A 22,584-nucleotide genomic window follows, 5' to 3' on the forward strand; every position below is an offset into this window, starting at 1 on the left:
TTAGTTTGCTGCTGCTATTTTATTTTGCATTTGCTCGAATATATCAATACCCATTCCCTCTAATAAGTGAGGAATATCGATAGCGACCCAGTTCTCTTTTAAAATACCGTTTTCGCAGCGCCAAAAATCCATAACACGCGGAAACAGCTTATTACCCGATGCAGGTAAACCAAGCCAGTCATCCCCTGTATGAGTGCCGTACATATGCGGCCAACCGCCCGTTGCTACAAAGTTGTCGTGGCTTACTAAGCAGAGTGTTTTATTGATCCCACGATCAGGGAACCCTTTTAAGAATGGAGCTTGGTGGTGTTCTCTAAAACCACTAATGCCTCGAGTTGTTCCTATACCTGCAGGGCCATACCAAATAAAATCTGGGTGCCAGTATTTTTCTAAATTGATGCTGTACAGATCTTTACCATCGTAGCGGCCAAGCTCAGTAAGCATATCAATTACGAGCTGTTCGTTGGCTTTACTTAGTTCGTCGTTTTTAGCTGTAGCAGGCACACCATCAAGTGTAGTGGGGGGCATTATTAAACCCGGATAACCTAAGCTTGGACGCAGCGGGTTTACACCTACTTGGTTCATTACATCGATTAAATCTAAAAAGGTATAAACGTTAATTACTTTATTGTTTTCTATTTGAGCCATTTCGCTATAGCGAATAAAAATACTTTTACCGGTGGCTGGAATACCTAATAACGGTTTTGTAAATGTGCCGGTAAAGTAGCCTGTTGCACATATCCATTGCTCGCCTTTGTAGTCGCCCTTAATAGAAATAAAGGGTTTACGTTCTATATCGGGTAATGAGTTTTTAAGCACACCAAAGTAATTATTAATTACATTTTGTTTAGATGTAATTGGTTCAAAAGGGTGGCTTACTTGCCATTGAACGGTATCAGCAAGCAATGCTTGATTTGGTAATTTTGCAGCGCTGAAGTTTTCAAAAAGTTGTTCTAAAATATTCATTTATTTCACCTTATACAAAATGTTCAAATAACATGAGAGACGCGAAGCTCACTACAAAAAAGCCAAGTAACCAGTAGTTTATTGAGTCAAATTTACCAGGGACCAAATACCAGCCGTTTTCTTTTTCTGGTCGGTTTTGCTCTTTAAATACTTTTAACTGACCTTTAATGGTGTACTCGTTGTACTCCTCTTGAAAACCATCAAAAGCGATACTCAAAACAATACTAAACACTACACACGTTAGGGCACCAATTGCACAATACCAAGGCCATGCTATATCGGTGTAAAGGGCGCATATTGCAACGGTTACAAACGATACTAATGTGCCAATAAGTAGGCCTTTTTCGGTGGTGTGCTTAGAGAAAAATCCTAGTGCAAACATACCTAGCTGAGCACCTACAAAGTATGAACCTACCTTGGTGAGTATTTCTAAAATGGAGCCTTCGCTGTAAAGGTGATACATAATGGCGGGTACAATGATTATGATTGCCCAGCCAAGAGTAAATAAACGTGTTGCAGCTAAATAATGTGCGTCGTTTTTTTCAGGTGCAAAATACTTTTTGTAAAAGTCGATAGTACTAATTGTTGAAAGCGAATTAAGCGCTGAATCAAGGCTCGACATAGAAGCAGCCATTACTGCTGCAGCTATAATTCCCATTAATCCTGGCAGACCATAGTCGGATGCAAACTGTAAAATAATTAGGTTGTCGTTTTCAAATGTGCGTCCGCCGTAATAGCTATAAAACAACACGCCCATAAATATAAAGAACAGGTAAATAAAGAATGCAATAAAGCCCATTAGTAAGTACGACTTTTTAGCATCCCCAATATTTTTAGCTGCAAGGGTACGCTGTACCATCATTTGGTTAGTACCATAAACGGTGATGTGGTAGAGCGACATTGCTAGTACGCCAGACCAAACGGTGGTGACTTTTGTGAAGTCGAACGAGAAGTTAAGCGGGTCTAACTTGCCTTGTGCTTTTAATTCAGTAAGGGTTGAGCTAAATGAGCCATCCATAGAGGTAATAAGTGCATACATAATAATGCCGGCACCAATAAACAATATTGCTGATTGGATTACATCGGTCCATATTACGGCTGTTATACCTCCAAGCATGGTGTATATAAGCGCGATAATAGTGACTAAAAATATGGCGGTAATTACGTTTATATCAACAATAAAGGCAAGTACTAAAGAGGTTGCATAAAGTACGGCGGCTGACCCCATCGTTTGTGAAATAAGCCAGATTGTTGATATTAAAATACGTGCCTTTTTACCAAAACGACGTTCTTGGTATTCGTATATTGAGGCGACACCCGCGTTGTAAAAAAACGGGAAAAACAAACACACAACAGCCACTATAACGAGTGGATAGTTTAAGTGTATGGCAATAACCGATAAACCTTCTTTGTAAGACCACGCTGGTGCACCTAAAAATGTGAGCGCACTAACATAGGTTGCCACTACCGATATACCAATAGCCCACCAAGGTGTATTTTTTCGGCCAATATAAAAATCATTAGCACTGCTCACCTTTTTACTTATTACAAACCCAAGTATGAGGTTTGCAATAATGTACCCGATGAGAATGCTCCAATTCAATAATCCAAAATCATTCATAATTAATCCTGTTAGATTAGGTATTACGGGCTAATTAGCCTATTTATACTTTTTATTTTGAATCATCATGAATCACTTTGACTTCGAAGTCAATTGTCATTAGTATTATTTTAAATCGATTTATAACTTAGTATTTACAGGCTTTTAATTACTCTTTAAATAGAATACATTTTAGCAATGCGTATTTATTTGCGGTTTAAGAGTGTTAATTTGATTACGCAAACAACAAGGGAACATCATGGCAGAAATAATTAATAATAAGCAGTTGGTTCGTCAGTTTCATGCGGCATTAGAAAAAACGCAAGGTAATGACTTAAATGCTGTATTTAAAGAATACTTGGCAGATGATTACAGTTTTAAAGGTGTGCATCCGTTTAATGAATTAAACAATGCTAATGATGTAATTGAGCATGTTTGGCAGCCTTTATTCCACTCTTTTAAAGCACTTCAGCGCCGCGAAGATATTTTTATTGCAGGGCAAAGCGAAGCTGATGGCGGCGAGTGGGTAATGAGTATGGGCCACTTTATGGGCTTGTTTGATCGTGACTGGTTAGGTATTGCGCCTTCTCATAAATTGGCGACAATTCGCTACGCTGAATTTAACTGTGTTAAAGACGGTAAAATTATTCAAACTGGTTTTTTTGTCGATATTATTGGGGTTATGCTGCAAGTAGGCTTAAACCCGTTACCGCTCTCTACCGGGCAGTATTTTACATACCCAGGACCACGTACACACGATGGCGTGCGATTAGGTAAGGGTAGCGATGAGCAAGGTACGCGAACAATGAACTTGGTTAATCAGATGATTGATAACCTAACCGCGCTTAATCAAAGCGGTATAAATACTTGCCCACCCGAAGTGCTTGCAAAAACATGGGACGAGAACATGGTTTGGTATGGCCCTGCGGGGATTGGCGCTACATATACAATTGAGCGTTATCAGCAACAACATATGTATCCGTTTAGGGAAGGGTTAACGGGTAAAGTATTTAATGGCCATATTTGCCGGTTTGCTGAAGATGAGTATGCATGCTTTTTTGGTTGGCCAAACTTAACAAATACTGCCATTGGTGGTTTTTTAGGATTACCTGGAGCTAATACTCCTGCCGATATGCGCGTGGTTGATGTATATCATCGTGAAGGTGACAAATTAGTTGAAAACTGGGTAATCATTGACTTACCGTATTGGTTAAAACAACAAGGTTTAGATATTTTAAAACGCACGCAAAGTATTGCAAACCCGAGCACTTAATTTTTTCAAGTTATAAAAAGCTCTGTAATGACAGAGCTTTTCTTTTATAACGGTTATATAAAAGGCTACGGAGCAAAGCTTAAGTAGCGCGCTTTAGTTAGTTCTTTCATTCGGGCAAATATATCTACGCCAATTTGATTGTACACATCGAGTATATCTATCAGCACCCAGTTTTCACGAATTAAATTGTTTTCGGCTCGCCAAAAGTCGAGGCTACGCATAGTTATTTGCTGATTTGCGGGTGCAATACCTAACCAACCACCGTTACTAATAGTCATGCTCATACCTGGCCATGCAGTAAAACCTACGTAGTTTTCATCGGCAAATAAATAACCTTTATTAGCATCGCCTACACGATTGGGGAGGGCATTTAAAAACGGGATTTGATGCCAATTTCTAAAGCCTTTTATACCGCGTGCAGTGCCTATTGTGCTTGGTCCATACCAGCTACAATGCGGATGCCAAAATTGATCTAGCTTCATGGCTTCAATGCCACCTTTAGCATAAAATCCAAGATGCTCACACATATCGCCCACAAGCTTTAAACTTTGCGCAGCTTGTTCGCTATTATAAGGACGGGTGATTAACCCATCTTGTGTGGCAGGCCCTGGGACATGCCACTCTTTCCCTAAACTTGGAGACAGTGGCCATACGTTTGCTTGCATCATTACTTCGGGAATATCCCAAATAGTTTGTAATTCCACCACTTTATTATTTTTAATGCGATAGAACTCATGAAAGCGCATGCTTACTTGATGCCCTGTGGGTGGAATGCCTAGCCATGGTTTTTCAAATGAGCCAGTATAGTATCCACAGCAGCCAACCCAATCAGAGTCGTTTATTGAGCTACCCGCCATTACAATGGTATCACGGCGTTCAAGGCCTACAAATGCATTGCTAAGGGGGTTATAAACATCTTCAATAAGTGTATTAGGGTTTGTGAGTGTTTCAAACGGGTAACAAAGTTGTATTAACGCGTCATCAGCAAATAAGCTTGTCACTTCTTTTTTGAGCGTGTTTATATCAAAGTTATAAAGTGCATTTCTAAATTTTTTAAGTAACTCTTTATTTTTATTATGAATACTCATATTTTTGATTCACTTGTAGCTGATTCAAAGTCTGCACGTAATTGCTTAGCACCACTTAGTAAAAAGCTATGATCAGAGCCTAATAAATAAAAGCTTACGCCTAACGACTGCCAATGACTGAGCTCACTTAAATTACCAACAAACATGCCACAGCATTTATTATATTTTGCTGCTGCGTTAGCTATTTTAGTAACAGCATCAATAACAACAGGGGCGCTTGGGTTGGTCTCACCGAGGGAAATAGTTAAGTCCATTCGGCCTATAAAAATACAATCTATTTCGTCTATTTGGCACAATTCATCGATGCTCTTAAGCGCATCGGCATCCTCTATTTGAGCAATAATGCAGGTAGATGATTTGTTGGCTGCTAAGTTATTGGTTAATGCATGTGTAGTGTAGCCTGCAAAGCGGCTTGAACCTGCGTAACCTCTACCATTATTACCATAAAAACAGTTTTTGATAATCGCTTTTGCTTGCTCTGGCGTCTTAATATGAGGTAGTACTAAGCCGTCAGCACCGATATCTAAACTGCTCAGTATAGTGGCGTGATCGGTATTACTTACGCGAATAAGGGTCGGCATGTTTTTCGTACGCGCTGCCATAATACAGCTGTCTAAATCGCCTCGATCAAACGGGGCATGCTCTGCATCAAGGCACAGTACATCGAGGCTGGTGTGGGCAAGTACTTCGGTATTATGATAATGAGTACTTTTAATAAAAGTGCCTAATAGTAGCTCTTTACTGTTTAACTTTTGTTTTAAATTCATAATATTGACTCCAACCAATCTAAGAGTAGTGCGTTTAGGGTGTTACTTCTTTCAAGCGGTACGAAATGCCCACAATTACCTAATAAAATAAGATCGCTATTAGGGCAGGCGTTATGCATTGTTTTTTGAATAGTGCTTGGGCATAGAACGTCATGCTCACCACCAACAAAGAGTAATTTTTTATTGGTTTTTTCAATAACGTTTAAGGTATCTTCGCGCGTTGCAAGTGCATTTAATTGTGCACTAAAAGCATTAAGGCCAAGCTCATTTGCCATTTTTAATACAAGCTTATTGTGCTCTGAGTTTGGCTGGTGAAAATAATGTGGCATAAAGTCGTGTTTTAGCACATCAGCAGTGCTAGTTGCTTGTGCCCGCTTTATTTGCTTTTGCCTAATAGATGGACGTTCTGGTTTATCTGCCAAACTATTGCTGGAAATTAAACACAGCGACTGTATAAGCTCAGGATCTGATTTTAAAAGTGCAAGAGCAACAATGCCACCCATTGAAAAACCAATAAAAGGGGCAGGCTTTAGAGCTATAGTTTTAGTAAGCTCAGCCATTTGTGCAATGCTTGTTTGCTCTGTAAAGGGAATAACGTGAGGAGTATAACCCGCATTTTGCAGAGCAATTATTTGCGCTTCAAACATACGGTGGTTACATAAAGTACCAGGTAAAATATAAACAGGATTTTTGGCCACAAAAATTCCTTAACTTAACGTGTTTTAATAGAGTTCCCTGTTATCAATGAACCAGTGAAAACTCGTGCTTCAGCAGCTGCTTGAGGGTTTTCAATACGTTCCATGAGTATATCTACAGCGGCTTTAGTTAGCTGTTTCATAGGTTGTTGTATTGTGGTTATTTGATAGTTGTACCAAGACGCAGCACTAATACCATCAAACCCTACCACCGACACATCGTCGGGTACGCTTAAGTTTAAGTTTTGTTTGATTTCATCAATTACGCCAATGGCCATTACATCATTACTGCAAATAATGGCATCAGGTAGGGGGTTTGTTTTTAACCAATCTTCTAATGCACTTCGTGCTGATTTATAGCCATAATCACCATAAATAACAGGCGTATTTTGGATACCTAAAGTGTGTAAATAATTTTGAGCTATTTCGCGGCGCTCGTTAGCAACGTCAGAATCTTCTGGGCCGGCAATAATTAAATACGACTTATGATTAGATTGGTGTAATAAATCAATTAGCTGTTTAATGCCTTTATCGTGATTACAGCAAACTGTGTTTGCATTCGATTCAGGCACATTACGGTTATAAAGCACAATCGGTGTGCTGTGCTTGGCAAATAAATCTAAGCTTTTACTATCAAAGTGAGCCGCTAGAGCAATTACGCCATCAACCTGAAAGGTCCAAATGTTTTCGAGTAATTCGTCTAGTTCGTCTGCGTCATCAAGAGTAAAGAGCAGCACTCGTTTATTATTAAGTGCCAACTCTTTATTAAGCTCAGAGAGTACCTCAGGGTAGTTCAAGTTTGCTCGCGATGATAAAATAACCGCGACCATACCAGACTGTTTAGTGATCAACATACGGGCAATGGCATTAGGGCGATAGCCCATTTCATTGGCTGTTGCGACTACCTTTTCGCGGGTTTTTTTAGACACGCTAAATCCGGGTCTAAATACACGCGATACCGCTGATTGTGATACACCCGCTTCGCGGGCTACATCATATGAGGTGACTCGTTTTTGCTTTGACAATGATTTATTTCCTATATCGTCTTACTCGTATGTCTGCTTGTTCTTTGTGGCCAGCGAACCCTTCTGCAGCACATAAACGTGAACAATACTCACCAACAACAACCGAGGCTTCTTCTGTTACTCGTTGGAAAGTACATGTTTTTATGAATTTTCCTACCCATAGCCCACCAGTATAACGCGCTGCTTTACCTGTGGGTAGTGTATGGTTTGTACCAATACATTTATCGCCATAAGAAACGTTGGTTTGCGGCCCTAGGAACAATGCCCCATAGTTTTGCATGTTTTCTTTAAAGTAGTCGGTATTGCGAGTCATTACTTGTACGTGTTCAAATGCAAGATCGTTAGCAACGTCAATCATTTCCTCGTAGGTATCACATACAATAACTTCGCCATGATCTTTCCATGCTACACCTGCAATATCAGCAGTAGGTAATATGGTAAGTTGCCTCTCTACTTCAGCCATTGTATCAATTGCTAATTGCTCAGAGTTAGTTAGTAAAATAGCGGGAGACGTAGGACCGTGCTCTGCTTGGCCTAGTAAATCGGCAGCACATAGTTCGCCATCTACACTGTCATCAGCAATAACGAGTGTTTCGGTAGGACCTGCAAATAAATCGATACCAACTCGGCCAAATAACTGTCGTTTAGCCTCGGCTACAAAGGCGTTACCAGGTCCTACAATCATATCTACTGGGGCAATAGTTTGTGTTCCAATAGCCATTGCGGCAACGGCTTGTACACCACCGAGACAGTAAATTTCATCTGCGCCCGCCATGTCCATTGCAACCACAATTTCTGGTGATGGCTTGCCATTAAAAGGCGGAGCCATAGCTATAACACGTTTAACACCGGCTACTTTAGCCGTTAATACACTCATATGAGCAGATGCTAGTAGTGGATATTTTCCACCTGGTACGTAACAACCTACGCTGTCCATTGCTAAATGTTTATGACCAAGCGTAACGCCAGGTAGCGTCTCTACTTCAACGTCTTTCATTGAGTCGCGTTGAATTTGAGCAAAATTACGGACTTGGCTTTGTGCCCATTTTATATCGTTGATTAATTGATCATCAAGCTGTGCGTAACATACTTTAATTTCGTCAGCAGAAAGCTTGAAAGACTTCGGAGTCCACTTGTCGAATTTTTCAGAATATTCACGAATTGCTGCATCACCTTCAGATTCAACGCGCGTTAAAATATTTTCTACAATATCTCTTACTGGCTGATTTTGTTCTTTTTTTGAGTCAGCAGGCTGACCTTTTTTTAAATGCTTTATCATTGTTTATATCCTTAGTGATTAGTTTTTTTATACACTGTTGATGAGACGTACTGGTTAAATAATGTCTTGCATCTGGGGGTACTCTAATTAATAATGACTTCGAATGCAATATAGATTTTAGGTGAACAAATGGGATTTGATAAAACTCTTTTACTTGGTAAAACCATTTTGATAACGGGTGCAGGTAAAGGGATTGGTAAATCATGCGTACAAAAGTGTGTAGATGCGGGTGCAAATATAATTGCTGTGGCGCGTACAAAACACGATTTGGAGCAGCTCAAGCAATATGCTCCTTCGCAAATAGAAATCTGGCCGCTTGATATAAACAGTGATGCTTTTTATGAGCGTTTACGCGGACTTTCTAAATTAGACGGTTTACTTAACAACGCAGGTATTAACCGTGTTGCGCCAATGCTTGAGCAAACCGATGAGAACATTGACGATGTTATTGCGATGAATATTCGCAGTGTTTATCGAATAAGCCAAGCGGCATTACCGGCCTTAATCAACTCTGGTGCCGGTGCTGTGGTTAATATGTCATCGCAAATGGGATTTGTCGGCTCGCCTAATCGCACTTTGTATTGCATGAGTAAACATGCAGTAGAGGGGTTAACAAAGGCGCTGGCAGTTGAGCTTGCAACGCAAAATGTACGTGTTAATACCGTTGCTCCTACGTTTGTTGAAACCCCAATGACTAAGCCCATGCTTGAAAATCCCGATTTCAAAAAATTTGTTTATGACATGATCCCAATGAAAAAAATTGCTCAAACGGATGATGTCGCAAATGCTTGTGTATTTTTACTGAGTGAACTGTCAGCAATGATCACAGGAACAAGTATAAAAATTGATGGCGGCTGGACCGCTCAGTAATTAATTTAGGAGAGAATAATGAGTTTATTTGCAGATCGCTTAGTACGATACGATGATTTAATTCCGTGTAAGAACGCCTTTATTGATACGCGATCGCCTGGTAGTGATCAAAAAGAAAATTTTACTATTATAGGTCCAGGTGTTGCAGAGAACCCTAATCAGCATGTGCATATTTCCATACCTCATGGGTTTAATATTGGTGGTGCTCGTCAACCTGCTGGGTGCTTAAACTCGCAGCATAGCCACTTAACAGAAGAAATATTTGTTGTACACAGTGGCACATGGGCATTTTATACCGGTGTAGATGGTAAAGATGCCAGGGTAATTTTAAATGAAGGCGATATTATTTCGATTCCTTTAGATATTTTTAGAGGATTTGAAAACGTAGGTGATGGTATAGGTTACTTGTATGCAGTACTTGGCAGTGACGATCCTGGCAGAGTGCTTTGGGCTCCACAAGTATTTGATATGGCAAAAGAGTTCGGTCTTATTTTGCTAGAAAATGGCAGCTTAGTAGACACAACGCTCAATGAGAAAATCCCAGATGGGGTAAAACCAATGGCTGTTACAAGTAGTGATCAAATAGCGCAGCACCGAGTAATAACAGACGAAGAGCTTGCGCAAACAGTGGTCAAGGCACGAGATTTTAATTGGAACAAGCACTCTTACTTAAGCCAATCCGAAGGTGTTTACGAAGCACCGTTAGTTGGTAATTTAAATGCTGATACGCTTATTCAAACGCAATTAAATTGGGCGCATGGATTTAATATATCAGCGTTAAAACTACAGCCAAATGCAAAAATAGCAAAACACATTCGTTTTGAAGAAGAGGTTATTTTTGTTCATCAAGGTAGTTTAACCATTGATTTAGGCGATGAAGTACTAACGCTTACTCAAGGTGATACATTTTCAGTCCCTATTGAACATAGCCGAGCGCTTAGTAATGAAGCGCAAGGTGATTGCATTATGTATATCACTCGCAGAAATGATGCGCCAAAAGATCCGCAATTTATTTAAACTCTAATGCCATATGTAATTTAAAGCACTTAGCTTGTTTTAGCTAAGTGCTTCTTTCGTGGTAAAAAACCAGTAACCAGCATAGTGCCTACAATTACAAATAGTGCGCCTAGTAATGTATTTGGCCCTATTTGCTCATCTAAAAATAAATGCCCCCAAAATATGCCAAATAATGGAATTAAAAATGTAACCGTGAGTGCTGAGGTTGGGCCAATATCGTCGATTAATTTAAAAAATAAAATATAAGCAAGGGCGGTACATACTACGCCCAGTACTAATACACCTAGCATAATGTTGGTGCTTGGTATTTCTCGAATTGGCATAAATAAGATAAGCGGTAATACCATAAAGCTCGAAGCCCACATTGAGCCATGGGCGTTATCGAATGGGGCCAGTTTAGGCGCATTTTTAGTGTAATGCGATGCAATGGCATAGCAAAGTGAAGCGCTTAATGCCGCTACTATGGCCAAAATTGATTGGCTATTTAACACAAAATGATTTTGCCCAACCAAAATAGCTACGCCAATTAAACCCAGCAGTAAACCAATCACCATACTTTTATTGGGCTTTGTTTTTGTCCATAAAATTCCAACAACAACACCCCATATTGGTGTTGTAGAATTTAAAATTGAGAGTGTGGATGCGCTGATAGTTTGGGCTGCGTAAGCAAAAAATAAAAACGGAAGAGCAGAATTAAACGCGCCTATAATAAAAAAGTGTTTTTTATGTTGGATAAACGCCAAGCGGCGTTTTAAGTACAGCGCCATAATAAATAGGGTGAGTGCAGCAAAGCCTACTCTAAACTCAATTAATACCGCAGGCCCCAAGCTGTTAGCTGCCATTCGCATAAATAAAAAAGAAGCGCCCCAAATAGCGGCCAGAAAAAATAATCGCAGTAAGCTTGCTAAGGTCATGATAGTATTTTAATTATGCTGATTGGTTTTTAGAATAACAGGGTTTATAAAAAGTGTAAGCCATATTCGGAACTGGCATATAAAAATAATAAATTAAGGATAAGAATGAAAAAGTTCTCAGTAGTTTCTATGGTGTTTATCACTTTTTTGGGTGGATGTAATTCAAGCCCAATCAACCTTTACAGTGATACCACCATGAAAAAGAATGAATACAATGGTATTAAAGCGTATCGAAAAGGACAGTTTGAAGCCGCTTTCAATTATTTAAAAGAGCCTGCTGGGCTAGGCTATAAAAGCGCACAATACACGTTGGCGTTTATGTTTTTGAAAGGCCAATACTTGGAGCAATCTACTAAACTAGGGATGGGCTGGCTAGGCGTTGCAAAAGAAGCGGGGGTTGAAAATTGGTCTGCGCAATACGATGTATTTTACAGTGCAGCAACTACGCAGCAAAAACAACAAATAGACGAAACAGTTGCGTTGTATTAACGCAATTTGGCGTTAAAGCACAAAATATGACCTGTCGTCGTTCAACTTCGCCTAGGCGTACATTTGGTGAAGTTAAAATTGATTGCACTAAGCACGAAGGTAGCGTTACCGAGCACGGCATACAAATAATAGAATAGAGTTATGGCTTTTCTAGCTTTTTTTCAAAGTCGCTTTTAACAATATCGAGTGCTTTTAAGACCTCTTCTGGAGCAACATCGTGTTGCTCTAGTATCATAATTAAATCTACTGCAAGTTTAATATGTGTAGGGGCTTGATCAAGTGGACTTGTCATTTAACTCTTTCTTTTTTGATATTTGGCTAATGGCAACATTTATTGCTGTTTGTACACGTTGTTCCATATGTATGCGTTCTGATTGCGGTAAATAAAACGCCATATCTACATCGTAGCGAATATATCGTGGCGGGAGCTGATTTAGTACCGTACAACAAAAGTCAGCCATTACATCTTCATCATATTTTTCATCAAGTTTAAGTTTGATGATTTCTTCAACTACAATCTTTTCGTAATAGTTGTGTATGTCTTCGTGTAATCGCATATTCCCACCGCTTTAAAATAATCCGTTTAACTGAGTCTATACTAAGGCTTACTATAAATCGATAGCGGCTTTAAATAGTTGTTTATGAACATTAATTAGTGAACTCAAATTACGCTGATAACCGCCACCTAAAGCGCACATTAGTGGGATTTGATGTTGCTTACAGAAGTTGAGAACAAACAAGTCGCGCTCATATACGCCATTGAGCGATATATTAAACAAGCCTAACTCGTCTTTAGTGTAAATATCAGCGCCTGCATTATACAAAATAATATCAGGGTTATGTATGCGCACGCAAAAATCGAGTGCTTGCTTTAATGTAGCAAGGTACTCATCGTCGGCTGTTTTAGCGGGCAATGCAAAATCGTAAGTAGACTCTTGCTTATTACGAGGAAAATTTTGTTCACAATGAATTGAGCAGGTAATAATTTGGTTATGGTTTTGAGTGATTTGTGCTGTGCCATCGCCTTGGTGTACGTCGCAATCAAAAATTAAAACAGTGTCGGCTTGCTCTGTATTTATTAAATGTGCTGCTGCAATAGCTAAATCATTAAAAATACAAAAGCCACTGCCAAAATCGCTATGAGAATGATGATAACCACCGCTTAAATTGAAGGTTAGATCGTGGCTAAAAGCCGCTTCAGCAGCTTGAATACTCCCGCCAATAGATAAAAGAGTACGCTCTACAAGTTGTTGCGAATAGGGAAATCCCATCTTTTTAATTGCTTTATCGCTTAGTGTTCCATTTAAAAAGTCATCTATATAACGTTGGCTATGACATAGCGCAAGTTGAGATACGGTTACTTTTTTAGGCTCTTGAAAGTGAATAGCCGAAACACCTAGATTTTCTATTTCGGTTTTAAGTAACTTATACTTTTGAATAGGGAATCGATGACGTTCTGCAAGGATAAGGTCTGAATACAATGGATGATAATAAAGCTGCATAGTAAAGTTCGGCTTAACGCAGCTGCTGTTTTTCTACTTGTTGTATTTTGTCCTCGGTGGCAGAAATTGCTTTTCTGCAGCGGCCTAATCGAGCGTGTGTGCTTAATATTTCAAGGTTAAGCTTTTGTGCTTTAGCTGGCGAGGCTTTATCCATTTGCATTTTACGCTCTTCAATCATGAGCACTAAACGGCGTTCAAACTCATGGTTTTGTTTTAATTCGTCGTAAAGCTCGTGCGATGATTGCATTATTTTTTGTACCGCTTGCTTATAAACGGTTTGCTTAGGGCGTGGTTTATAATGGCTTTTGTTTTCTTTAACCCAAATAGGCGTTGATTTAATAACATTGAATACAGCTTGTACCTGAGCTCCTATACGTTCAAGCGCGTAGGTATAAGCATGGCGATGCTCACTTGGCGGTAACCTTGACACTTCATCTTCTATTTCTATTACGTAATCGACTAGGTTCATGCTTTTTGTACTAAAAACTGCGCGGTCAAACAAGCTAGGTTGCGCTTGCATGTAACGATTTTTAGAAAAAAGTTTAGCTTTATCAAATTGCTCAGCTTGTTGTTTTAGCGTTGCAACTTGTTGGCGTAGTTTATCTAAAGCTGTAGGGTGCATATTAAAAGTAAGCCTCGTAAATTAGTTTTAATGCTAAAAGTATAACCATAGTATTAAATACAGGGCGAATAAATTTACTACCAAAACGTATTGCTGAATGTGCTCCAAACCATGCGCCTAGCATAATAAAAAAGCCCATTGTTATGCCAAGTAAAAAGTTTACATGGCCGAGTGCTACAAAGGTGATGAGCGATATAAAATTAGAAACAAAGTTCATTGAACGCGCTAAACCACAATTGAGTAGCAAGTTCATTTTATAAAGCATGCCATTAGAAGCGGTCCAAAATGTCCCCGTACCTGGCCCTGCTAAACCATCAAAAAAGCCTAATGCTAAACCCTGTAGCCATTGTTTTATTTTCATCGCTTTGTTTAGTTTAGGGAGCTCATCGCCTTCTGTGGTACTTAAATTACCAAATAAGCTATAGGCGGCAACTAAAATAATAATAATGGGGAGTAGTTTGTTTAAAAAATCGATACTTAAATGATCAACAATAACAGTACCTATCAATGCACCTATTGCAGTAGCAATTACGGAGGCAGCCCAAAACTTTGGACTAAATAAGTTCTTTTTATAATAAGTATAGCTTGCCGTTAACGAGCCAAAACTTGCTGCTAGTTTATTGGTGCCTAATGTTAAATGTGGAGGTAAGCCTGCAGTTAATAAAGCGGGCACAGTTAACATACCACCGCCACCGGCGATAGCGTCTATAAAACCTGCGGCAAGTGCAACAGCACATAAAACAGCCCAAGTTGTTGGATCGAGTGCGAGTTCAAACATTAATAATCTATTTGTCTTTTAAAAGGTGGTAGGGTGTCGAGCATGGCTTTACCGTATCGCTTAGTAATTAAGCGCCTATCGAGAATAGTAATACAGCCTTCATCACTCTCTTTTCGCAGCAGTCTACCACAGCTTTGTACCAATTTCTTTGCGGCGTCTGGCACGGTAATCGTTAAAAACGGGTTACCGCCTTTGCTTTGTACAAATTCTGCTTGCGCTTCTTCTATCGGCGAAGTAGGTACAGCAAACGGAATTTTAGTGATTATTAAGTTCTCTAAATATTTACCAGGTAAATCAAGACCTTCCGAAAGGCTTTGTGTTCCAAATAAAATACTGCCTTTGCCTTCGTCTACATTTTTAGTGTGTAATTTAAGCAACGCTTCTCGCGACATCTCACCTTGTACTAATAAGTTAAAACCTTTTGTTCTAAGAAACTTTGTTACGTGGTCCATTTGCCAGTAAGAAGCGAATAGTACAAGGTTCGCTTTTTTATCATTTAGGTACTCTGGTAATGTTTTAGCTAGGTGATCACTAAAGTCTTTATCGGTTGGTTCTACTTTAGATACCGGAATACGTAAAGTGGCTTGTTTGGGGTAATCAAAAGGAGAAGGTACTTTAATAAATTTAACGCCTTCTTCTTTAGCAAGTCCTGTTTCGTAAGCAAAGTGATCGAACGAGCCCAGTGCACTTAATGTAGCAGAGCACAAAACAGCGCCCGCGCATTCTCGCCACAATTTATCTTTTAAGTAATAACCGACTTCAATAGGGCAGTCGCTTAATAAGTGGTCGTGATGGCTTTTGTATTCAAGGCGTTTTATCCACCGTGCATGAGGAGCACCTTCGCCTTTTTTGGCGTAACTAAACCATAGTTTGTTTAGTTGCTCTAACCTGTTTATGTATTGACCGCTTTCGCCTAGTATTGGGTCGGCAACGTAAGGTTTTATGTCGCCATCGCTAACATCTTGGGTAAGGGTGTCGTGCATTTTGTTTAAACAGCGCAGCGCATCTTGCGTGGCTTCGCTTATGTCTTTTGCTTTACTGTGCAGCGATTGTGGAATTTCACCGTGCTCAAAGCGATAAGTATCATCTTTTGAGTATTCAAAGTCGGCATTATCAAGAATATCGCGAACTACTTTTAAATCTTTATTCGCGTCATTAATGCTGTCGCAAAGTTTAAAGTTTTGCCCAATAGCTCTTTGCCCCACTAAAATCTTCGCCATTTTCCCGCTAAACTTGGTGAGCTTATCAAGCCATTCTATCGTGCCTTTGATTGTTGCTGCGGCCGATGAAAAATCGCGTGTTATATGTGCTAAATGGTGCGCTTCATCAATTACATAAATGGTGTTGTCGGGCTCTGGTAAAATTTTACCACCGCCTAGGTCTAAATCGGCAAGTAATAAAGAGTGATTAATTACCAGTACATCCATTTGCATTAATTGATTACGAGCAAGCTGAAACGGACACGTTTGATGGGCCTTCATTTGGCGTTGGCATGAATGTTTATCGCACGCTATTAAGTTCCACACTCTATCGGGTACAGTATCGGCCCAACTGTCTCTATCGCCTTGCCATTTTTTATTCACATAGGCGTTATATAGCTCATTTAAACACTTGGTTTCCATTGCGCTCAATGGTGAAGTAAGCGTTGGCATAAAGTCCATTTGTGTTTGGCTATCGCCGTTTACAGCATTATGTAATTTGTGGGCGCAAATATAACGATGGCGACCTTTTACCAAATCAAATTTAAAGTCGAGGCCTGAATGCTTTTTAAAAAATGGGAGTTCTTTTGCTATTAATTGTTCTTGCAGTGCAACGGTTGCGGTAGAAATAACCAGCTTCTTTTTTTGCGCTAAGGCAAGCGGTAATGCGCCTAAACAATAGGCAAGAGACTTACCGGTACCGGTGCCTGCTTCAATTACGCAAATGCGCTGCTTTTTATGGTATTCGCCAGCAAGCGTTTTTGCTATTTCGGCTACAAGGTAGTTTTGACTGCTACGAGGGCGATAATCGTTTAGGTTGCTAGCCACATGCTGGTGTACTTGCCTAATTGTTTTTTTTAGTGAGTCAGAAAGCATGGGATGATTTACCTAAAGTATGTATATAATTACAGTGCTATGGATTTTAGAGTTATAAGAGTGTAACTACAAGAAGTGATGAGATTAATTTAGCAAATAAAGTATCTGAGTGTTTATTTAGGTTGAATGTATGGCTTTAAAGCATTTTGAATTAAGTAAAAACTTACATATATATGTATAAGGTTTAGTAATAATGTACTTAACAGCCGGTTTTATTGTTTCTTCTCATGCTTATGATACTGCTAACGGCATCTGCTACGAAGCGTGGTTTTGTAGTGATAAAGGGCCTATAAAAACTATATCAGTTAACGAAAATGCGCTGTTTTTTATCAAAAGTAAAGATGCTGAAATAGCGCATAAAATATTAGCAGCTGAGTCACTTATCTTTAATATTAAAAGTCTTGGATTAAAAAACTTTCAGCAAGAAGATATGTCGGCCTGTTACTTCAAATCACTAAATCATTTTTATTCTGCTGCTAAAGCTTTAAAGCAACGTGGAGTTGTATTATTTGAAGAAGATATTAGACCAATAGAGCGCTACTTAATGGAACGTTTTATAAAAGGAGGAGCTTGGGTAACGGGTAATGTTTTTTATCAAAATGGTTATACATTAGTAACAGAGGCAAAATTAAAAGCAAATGATGAGTACTCCCCAACTCTTAATAAACTCTCGTTAGACATTGAATGTAACGAAAGTGGCGTTTTGTTTTCTGTTGGGCTTGTGGGCTGTAATTTAGACTGTGTTTTAATGATTGGCGAGCCAGATAGAGAAGCTGAAAACCTAGAGTTTGATATTATTTGGTGTGTAGATGAGGCTGAGCTCTTAAAGGGATTGGAGCATTTTATCAAGCTTAGCGATCCTGATGTCATAATTGGCTGGAATGTAATTGAGTTCGATTTTTCGGTTATTCATGAAAGAGCTGAAGCACTAGGCATTAAGTTATTACTGGGTAGGGGAGATCAACCTTTATATGTTCGCAAAGGACACTTTACTCGAGTATCGATCCCTGGGCGATGTGTGGTTGATGGAATAGACACTTTAAAAAATGGTACATATAGCTTTGAAAGTTTTTCTTTAGCTAATGTTTCAAATCAAGTGTTGGGTGAGTCCAAATTAATCGACACGGCTAATAGTCTGCAGGAAATTATTAGGCAATTTAATGAAGATAAGCTTTCTTTAGCAAAATATAATCGACAAGATTGTATTTTGGTAAATAAAATTTTTGATAAATTAAAGCTACTCGATTTTTCTATTATAAGAACAAAGCTCACAGGATTAGAGCTTGAAAAAAAGGGCGGCTCTGTCGCTGCTTTTATTAATATGTATTTACCACTACTGCATCGCAGCGGTTATGTTGCCCCTAATATGGGCGATCATGGACTTACATTTGAAAGCCCAGGCGGTTATGTAATGGAGTCTATTCCTGGGCTTTATAAAAATGTCATTGTTTTAGATTTTAAAAGCTTGTACCCCAGTATTATGCAAACTTTCTACATTGATCCACTTGGACTGATAGAAGGTTTAAAAAATCCAAACCAAAGTGTGCAGGGTTTTAATAAAGCCCTATTCTCGCGAGACAAGCATCACTTACCTTTACTTGTTAAAAGCTTAGCGTCCCAAAGGCAGCTCGCCAAAGACAATCAAGATCAAATGCTTTCTCAAGCAATAAAAATAATAATGAATAGCTTATATGGTGTTTTAGGCTCAAAAGGGTGCAGGTTTTACGATCCCAGGTTATCTAGCTCTATTACGTTAAGAGGGCACGAAATAATGCTACAAACTAAAAAATGGATAGAAGAGCTTGGTTATAGCGTTATTTATGGTGATACCGATTCTACATTTATTAAGTTGGATGATGATTTAACCCACGACGAGTGTAATGAAATTGGCGTGTTTTTAGCTAAAAAGATAACTACAGATTGGATTAACGAAATTAAACAAACGCACAACTTAACAAGTCATTTAGAAATAGAATTTGAATCTCTTTATAGCCCTTTCTTTTTGCCAACCATAAGGGGGAAGCTAGTTGGCTCTAAAAAGCGCTATGTCGGTAAATTAATTAAACCAAACGAATCAAAACTAGTATTTAAAGGATTAGAAACAGTAAGAAGTGATTGGACTAAACTTGCTCAACAATTCCAGTTCGACCTATTTACTAGTCTTTTTGATGGAAATTTAAATATAAATGACCTTGTTAAAGACTATACAACAAAGTTATACCAAGGTGATTTTGATCATTTACTCATTTTTAAAAAGAGATTAGGTCAAAACTTAATCGATTATAAGAAAAATATCCCCCCTCATGTTCAAGCAGTTAAAAAACACCAGAAAAAAAATAGCGAATTTACGGTCAATAGGGGTGAATTTGTTACATTTGTTTACACAACTGCTGGAGTTGAACTGTATCAAGGCTTTCATAGCTATGACTATGCAATTTATGTAGAAAAGCAAATTGTACCGTTAATTGAAATGGTCGATCTTATTTCGAACTGCAATGTTTGTTTTGGGTTAAGTTCTCAGGGTGAGTTTTTTTAATAATACCTAAAACAGCAACGTTGTGGTGTTTTTATCTTCTAAACCTTCCTGCACTTCCTTTTTATTGCGTTATTTATTCTTTTCTGCAAAATTCCGTTAACTTTTGTTGGCTTTTCGATATTTTTTGTTTATTATTTGTTTTAGTTACTGTTAAGAAGCTGTAACAATAAAATAAATAATGATTGCTACTATTAAGTAGTGACACCAGGGAGAATCAAATGTTAAATAATCAAGTAGCTAAAGCGGTGCGTATCGCACTTGCTTTTAGCGCAGCCTCAACAGCTGTATTTTCTTCAAGCTCAATTGCTGCAGAAGACGGTATTGAGAAAGTTGAACGAATTCAAGTTACAGGTTCTCGTATTAAAAGAACTGACTTAGAAACATCTAGCCCAGTAACAGTAATGACTGCAGAAGAAATTAAATTAAGTGGTTTTACTCGTGTTGAAGATGTACTAAACCAACTTCCACAAATTGAAGCGGCGGAAAATTCATTTTTAGCAAATGGCGCAACAGGTACTGCAACTGTAGATTTACGTGGTTTAGGCTCAAACAGAACACTTGTGCTAATTAATGGTCGCAGAATGCAAGCGGGTAGTATTACTTCGCAAGTTGCAGATATCAACCAAATTCCAGCCTCTTTAATTAAGCGCGTTGATGTACTAACAGGTGGCGCAGCTGCAGTATACGGTGCAGATGCCGTTGCTGGTGTTGTTAACTTTGTTATGGATGATGAGTTTGATGGTATTTCATTAAATGTGGGCAGCTCAGGCTATCAACACAACAATGATAATAAATACATGCAAGGGTTAATGGATGATAGAGGCTACGACTACGATACTGGTAACACTGGTATTGATGGTAAAGCTTACAGCATCGATTTTACTATCGGTGGTGGATTTGATGGCGGTAAAGGTCATGCGGTAGGTTATGTTACTTACAACCGTCAAAATGAGTTAGTACAAGGTACTCGTGACTATTCATCATGTGCTTTGTCTGATGATGGCAAATCATGTGGTGGCTCTGCTACAGCACCAAATCCAAATTTTGATATTTACCCAGTTGTAGATGGTGTAGTTGATTACGAACAGAACTTTTTTGGTAACTTAAATCCAAATGGTCAGGGTTTTCTTGAGGATGATGGTACCCGTTACAACTTTGCTCCAGTTAACCATTTTTTACGTCCGAATGAGCGCTTTACGTTTGGTACGTTTATTGATTATGAAATCAATGAGCACTTTAGGCCATACTTAGAGTTTTCATTCATGCACAACAGAACAGCAGGTCAAATAGCTGAGTCTGGTACTTTCTTCAATGAAGAAATTTTGTTTGATTACAACAATCCTTTACTATCTGATATTCAAAAACAACAGCTTCAGACTTTATTTAACCAAAACGGCGATGATCAATTTGTTGCCTATATTGGTAAACGTAATGTTGAAGGCGGTCCACGAGCGGATAACCTAGAGCACACGTCATACCGCATTTTAACGGGTATGGAAGGTGAAATTAACGATAGCTGGTCTTACGATATTAGCTATAACTACTCTGCAACAACGTCAAGTTCAGTTTATAAAAATGACTTATTAGCCCCAAAAATTGCTCCGCGCGTGGGTGCTGTTGGCACTGAATGTGACGAAGCAGATGATTGTTTATTATATAACGTGTTTGAATTAGACGGTGTAACAGCTGAGCAAGCTGCACAGTTAGCTGGTGTTGGAACACAAACCGGTTTAGTAACACAGATTATTTACAGTGGTTACGTTACCGGTGAATTTGATTGGAGTCTACCTTCTGCATCAGCTCCTATCGCTGCAGTATTCGGTTTTGAACGTCGTGAGCAAGATTACGAACGTATTTCAGATACGGTATACGAAGAAGGTCAACTATTAGGTCAAGGTGGTCCATCTCCAAGTTTGTACGGTGCTATTGATGTAAATGAGCTTTACGCTGAATTACAAGTTCCAGTACTTGACGAGTTAAATGTATCAGCCGCTGCTCGCTGGTCAGATTACTCAACAACTGGTTCAGATACAACATACTCAATTGGTACAGATTACACGATTGCAGATGCATATAAACTAAGAGCAAGTTACGCAAAAGTTGTGCGCGCACCAAATATTGGTGAATTATTCTCTGCGCAAAGCATTAGTTTGTGGAGCGGTGTTGATTCTTGTGCTGGTGATACGCCAGTATTATCACAAAGCCAGTGTGCTAATACAGGTGTAAGTGCTTCACAATATGGAAATATAAGTTCATCTCCAGCTAGCCAATATAATCAATTTGCAGGCGGTAATCCGGAACTTGAGCCAGAAGAAGGCGATACAATTACAATTGGTTTAGTTGCCAACCCTTTCGATAACTTTAATTTCTCAATTGATTACTTCAAAATTGAAATTGAAAAAGTAGTTGGCACTGTAGGCGCAGAACGTATTGTTGATAACTGTGCTAAGACAGGCGACGCATTCTTCTGTGACAGTGTTTCTCGTAGTCCATCTGGCAGCTTATGGTTAGGGCAAACTGGCTTTGTTACAAACTTAAGTGACAACATTGGCGCACAAACATGGGAAGGCGTTGACTTTACAGCGGGTTACAAGATGGACCTAGAGCAAGGTGCATTAAACTTTGATATTAATGGCTTCTACAGTATTCAAAAAGAAGTTGAGCCAATTTTAGGTGATGCTGATTTAGCGTATGACTGTGCTGGTGTAGTTAGTACAGACTGTTTTGCTTCTCCAAAATGGCGTCACACAGCTAATGTAAATTACTTACGTGATGATTGGCGTGTTGGTGTTAAATGGCGCTATTACGGAACTGTAGATTATGAAGGTGCTACAGATTCATTACTAATTGAAGATGGTGGTATAGAAGCATATAACTTTATTGATGTTTCTGGTAGCTATTCATATAACGAGCATTTAAGCTTTACTGGTGGTATGAATAATATCTTTGATAAAGAGCCACCATTAGTTGGTGGTACAGTATCTTCAAATGCAAATACGATTGCAGGTTTTTATGACAGTTTAGGTCGTTTTGTTCATGTAAGCTTTAACTTGAAATTCTAATATTAGAAATTTAATTAAAAGGCCCA

The 22,584-nt window shown here is 38.9% G+C and carries 19 protein-coding genes and 1 pseudogene; 6 read left to right on the plus strand and 14 right to left on the minus strand.

Going from position 1 to position 22,584, the window contains the following annotated elements; translation table 11 throughout:
* Together PARC_RS05625 and PARC_RS05630 are read right to left on the minus strand one after the other, a co-directional pair.
* Nucleotides 1-966 (minus strand): ester cyclase, encoded by a 966-nt coding sequence (locus tag PARC_RS05625; RefSeq protein ID WP_010553713.1) that lies wholly within the window; start codon nt 964-966, stop codon nt 1-3.
* 10 nt (nt 967-976) lie between these two features.
* A complete protein-coding gene (locus PARC_RS05630; RefSeq protein WP_010553712.1) occupies nt 977-2,587 on the minus strand; it encodes a sodium:solute symporter family transporter in 1,611 nt (536 codons plus the stop codon).
* A gap of 238 nt (nt 2,588-2,825) precedes the next feature.
* On the opposite strand from PARC_RS05630, the gene PARC_RS05635 reads away from it, so the two are divergent.
* On the plus strand, nt 2,826-3,839 hold the full coding sequence (locus tag PARC_RS05635) for a nuclear transport factor 2 family protein (protein ID WP_010553711.1): 1,014 nt from the start codon (nt 2,826-2,828) through the stop codon (nt 3,837-3,839).
* Nucleotides 3,840-3,904: 65 nt separating this feature from the next.
* On the opposite strand, the gene PARC_RS05640 is transcribed toward PARC_RS05635, so the two are convergent.
* From PARC_RS05640 to hisD, 5 genes are read right to left on the minus strand one after another with little or no spacing between them, the layout of a single operon-like run.
* A complete protein-coding gene (locus PARC_RS05640) occupies nt 3,905-4,927 on the minus strand; it encodes an ester cyclase (RefSeq protein ID WP_021032089.1) in 1,023 nt (340 codons plus the stop codon).
* A complete protein-coding gene (locus PARC_RS05645; RefSeq protein ID WP_010553710.1) occupies nt 4,924-5,694 on the minus strand; it encodes an HpcH/HpaI aldolase family protein in 771 nt (256 codons plus the stop codon). Before PARC_RS05645 ends, PARC_RS05640 begins: the two co-directional genes overlap by 4 nt.
* Nucleotides 5,691-6,392, minus strand: a complete 702-nt coding sequence (locus tag PARC_RS05650; protein WP_010553709.1) for an alpha/beta fold hydrolase — start codon at nt 6,390-6,392, stop codon at nt 5,691-5,693. Before PARC_RS05650 ends, PARC_RS05645 begins: the two co-directional genes overlap by 4 nt.
* A gap of 14 nt (nt 6,393-6,406) precedes the next feature.
* A complete protein-coding gene (locus PARC_RS05655; RefSeq protein WP_010553708.1) occupies nt 6,407-7,414 on the minus strand; it encodes a LacI family DNA-binding transcriptional regulator in 1,008 nt (335 codons plus the stop codon).
* A gap of 4 nt (nt 7,415-7,418) precedes the next feature.
* Entirely contained in the window at nt 7,419-8,693 is a 1,275-nt protein-coding gene (hisD, locus tag PARC_RS05660; RefSeq protein WP_010553707.1) for a histidinol dehydrogenase, read from the minus strand.
* Between the two features lie 129 nt (nt 8,694-8,822).
* Here hisD and PARC_RS05665 point away from each other — a divergent pair, with 129 nt between their 5' ends.
* Both PARC_RS05665 and PARC_RS05670 read left to right on the plus strand, forming a co-directional pair.
* Nucleotides 8,823-9,563 carry an SDR family NAD(P)-dependent oxidoreductase gene (locus PARC_RS05665; RefSeq protein WP_010553706.1) on the plus strand — a complete coding sequence of 247 codons (741 nt, stop codon included), beginning with the start codon at nt 8,823-8,825 and terminating at the stop codon, nt 9,561-9,563.
* A gap of 18 nt (nt 9,564-9,581) precedes the next feature.
* A complete protein-coding gene (locus PARC_RS05670; RefSeq protein WP_010553705.1) occupies nt 9,582-10,580 on the plus strand; it encodes a cupin domain-containing protein in 999 nt (332 codons plus the stop codon).
* 29 nt (nt 10,581-10,609) lie between these two features.
* Here the strand turns inward: PARC_RS05670 and PARC_RS05675 are convergent, their stop codons facing one another.
* The gene (locus PARC_RS05675) at nt 10,610-11,494 is read right to left on the minus strand and encodes a DMT family transporter (RefSeq protein ID WP_010553704.1); all 885 of its coding nucleotides are present in this window, start codon (nt 11,492-11,494) and stop codon (nt 10,610-10,612) included.
* A gap of 105 nt (nt 11,495-11,599) precedes the next feature.
* Between PARC_RS05675 and PARC_RS05680 the strand changes: the two are divergent.
* Nucleotides 11,600-12,120 (plus strand): annotated as a pseudogene (locus PARC_RS05680) (SEL1-like repeat protein).
* Between the two features lie 2 nt (nt 12,121-12,122).
* On the opposite strand, the gene PARC_RS05685 reads toward PARC_RS05680, so the two are convergent.
* The 6 genes from PARC_RS05685 to dinG are packed head-to-tail and all read right to left on the minus strand — an operon-like array spanning nt 12,123 to nt 16,960.
* Nucleotides 12,123-12,275: a DUF2496 domain-containing protein gene (locus PARC_RS05685; protein ID WP_007584045.1), complete on the minus strand. Its 153-nt coding sequence runs from the start codon at nt 12,273-12,275 to the stop codon at nt 12,123-12,125.
* Entirely contained in the window at nt 12,259-12,540 is a 282-nt protein-coding gene (locus PARC_RS05690; protein WP_007584043.1) for a late competence development ComFB family protein, read from the minus strand. Before PARC_RS05690 ends, PARC_RS05685 begins: the two co-directional genes overlap by 17 nt.
* Before the next feature lie 51 nt (nt 12,541-12,591).
* On the minus strand, nt 12,592-13,485 hold the full coding sequence (locus PARC_RS05695; RefSeq protein ID WP_010553701.1) for a histone deacetylase family protein: 894 nt from the start codon (nt 13,483-13,485) through the stop codon (nt 12,592-12,594).
* Nucleotides 13,486-13,498: 13 nt separating this feature from the next.
* Nucleotides 13,499-14,107, minus strand: coding sequence for a primosomal replication protein (locus PARC_RS05700; RefSeq protein ID WP_010553700.1), 609 nt, complete (start codon nt 14,105-14,107; stop codon nt 13,499-13,501).
* 1 nt (nt 14,108) lies between these two features.
* On the minus strand, nt 14,109-14,885 hold the full coding sequence (locus PARC_RS05705; protein WP_010553699.1) for a sulfite exporter TauE/SafE family protein: 777 nt from the start codon (nt 14,883-14,885) through the stop codon (nt 14,109-14,111).
* Complete coding sequence (gene dinG / locus PARC_RS05710; protein WP_010553698.1) at nt 14,885-16,960, minus strand: ATP-dependent DNA helicase DinG; 2,076 nt, start codon at nt 16,958-16,960, stop codon at nt 14,885-14,887. Before dinG ends, PARC_RS05705 begins: the two co-directional genes overlap by 1 nt.
* A gap of 193 nt (nt 16,961-17,153) precedes the next feature.
* Between dinG and PARC_RS05715 the strand changes: the two genes are divergently transcribed.
* Both PARC_RS05715 and PARC_RS05720 read left to right on the plus strand, forming a co-directional pair.
* On the plus strand, nt 17,154-19,496 hold the full coding sequence (locus tag PARC_RS05715; RefSeq protein WP_010553697.1) for a DNA polymerase II: 2,343 nt from the start codon (nt 17,154-17,156) through the stop codon (nt 19,494-19,496).
* A 218-nt stretch (nt 19,497-19,714) separates the two neighbouring features.
* Complete coding sequence (locus PARC_RS05720; RefSeq protein WP_010553696.1) at nt 19,715-22,558, plus strand: TonB-dependent receptor domain-containing protein; 2,844 nt, start codon at nt 19,715-19,717, stop codon at nt 22,556-22,558.
* Nucleotides 22,559-22,584: the final 26 nt, after the last annotated feature.

The organism is Pseudoalteromonas arctica A 37-1-2, from assembly GCF_000238395.3.
GTDB lineage: Bacteria > Pseudomonadota > Gammaproteobacteria > Enterobacterales > Alteromonadaceae > Pseudoalteromonas > Pseudoalteromonas arctica.

Excerpts from the sequence above, each read along its gene's own strand:
- PARC_RS05625 (WP_010553713.1), bottom strand. The coding sequence starts at position 966 with ATGAATATTTTAGAACAACTTTTTGAAAACTTCAGCGCTGCAAAATTA.
- PARC_RS05630 (WP_010553712.1), bottom strand. The coding sequence starts at position 2,587 with ATGAATGATTTTGGATTATTGAATTGGAGCATTCTCATCGGGTACATT.
- PARC_RS05635 (WP_010553711.1), top strand. The coding sequence starts at position 2,826 with ATGGCAGAAATAATTAATAATAAGCAGTTGGTTCGTCAGTTTCATGCG.
- PARC_RS05640 (WP_021032089.1), bottom strand. The coding sequence starts at position 4,927 with ATGAGTATTCATAATAAAAATAAAGAGTTACTTAAAAAATTTAGAAAT.
- PARC_RS05645 (WP_010553710.1), bottom strand. The coding sequence starts at position 5,694 with ATGAATTTAAAACAAAAGTTAAACAGTAAAGAGCTACTATTAGGCACT.
- hisD (WP_010553707.1), bottom strand. The coding sequence starts at position 8,693 with ATGATAAAGCATTTAAAAAAAGGTCAGCCTGCTGACTCAAAAAAAGAA.
- PARC_RS05665 (WP_010553706.1), top strand. The coding sequence starts at position 8,823 with ATGGGATTTGATAAAACTCTTTTACTTGGTAAAACCATTTTGATAACG.
- PARC_RS05670 (WP_010553705.1), top strand. The coding sequence starts at position 9,582 with ATGAGTTTATTTGCAGATCGCTTAGTACGATACGATGATTTAATTCCG.
- PARC_RS05675 (WP_010553704.1), bottom strand. The coding sequence starts at position 11,494 with ATGACCTTAGCAAGCTTACTGCGATTATTTTTTCTGGCCGCTATTTGG.
- PARC_RS05685 (WP_007584045.1), bottom strand. The coding sequence starts at position 12,275 with ATGACAAGTCCACTTGATCAAGCCCCTACACATATTAAACTTGCAGTA.
- PARC_RS05690 (WP_007584043.1), bottom strand. The coding sequence starts at position 12,540 with ATGCGATTACACGAAGACATACACAACTATTACGAAAAGATTGTAGTT.
- PARC_RS05695 (WP_010553701.1), bottom strand. The coding sequence starts at position 13,485 with ATGCAGCTTTATTATCATCCATTGTATTCAGACCTTATCCTTGCAGAA.
- PARC_RS05700 (WP_010553700.1), bottom strand. The coding sequence starts at position 14,107 with ATGCACCCTACAGCTTTAGATAAACTACGCCAACAAGTTGCAACGCTA.
- PARC_RS05705 (WP_010553699.1), bottom strand. The coding sequence starts at position 14,885 with ATGTTTGAACTCGCACTCGATCCAACAACTTGGGCTGTTTTATGTGCT.
- dinG (WP_010553698.1), bottom strand. The coding sequence starts at position 16,960 with ATGCTTTCTGACTCACTAAAAAAAACAATTAGGCAAGTACACCAGCAT.
- PARC_RS05715 (WP_010553697.1), top strand. The coding sequence starts at position 17,154 with ATGTACTTAACAGCCGGTTTTATTGTTTCTTCTCATGCTTATGATACT.
- PARC_RS05720 (WP_010553696.1), top strand. The coding sequence starts at position 19,715 with ATGTTAAATAATCAAGTAGCTAAAGCGGTGCGTATCGCACTTGCTTTT.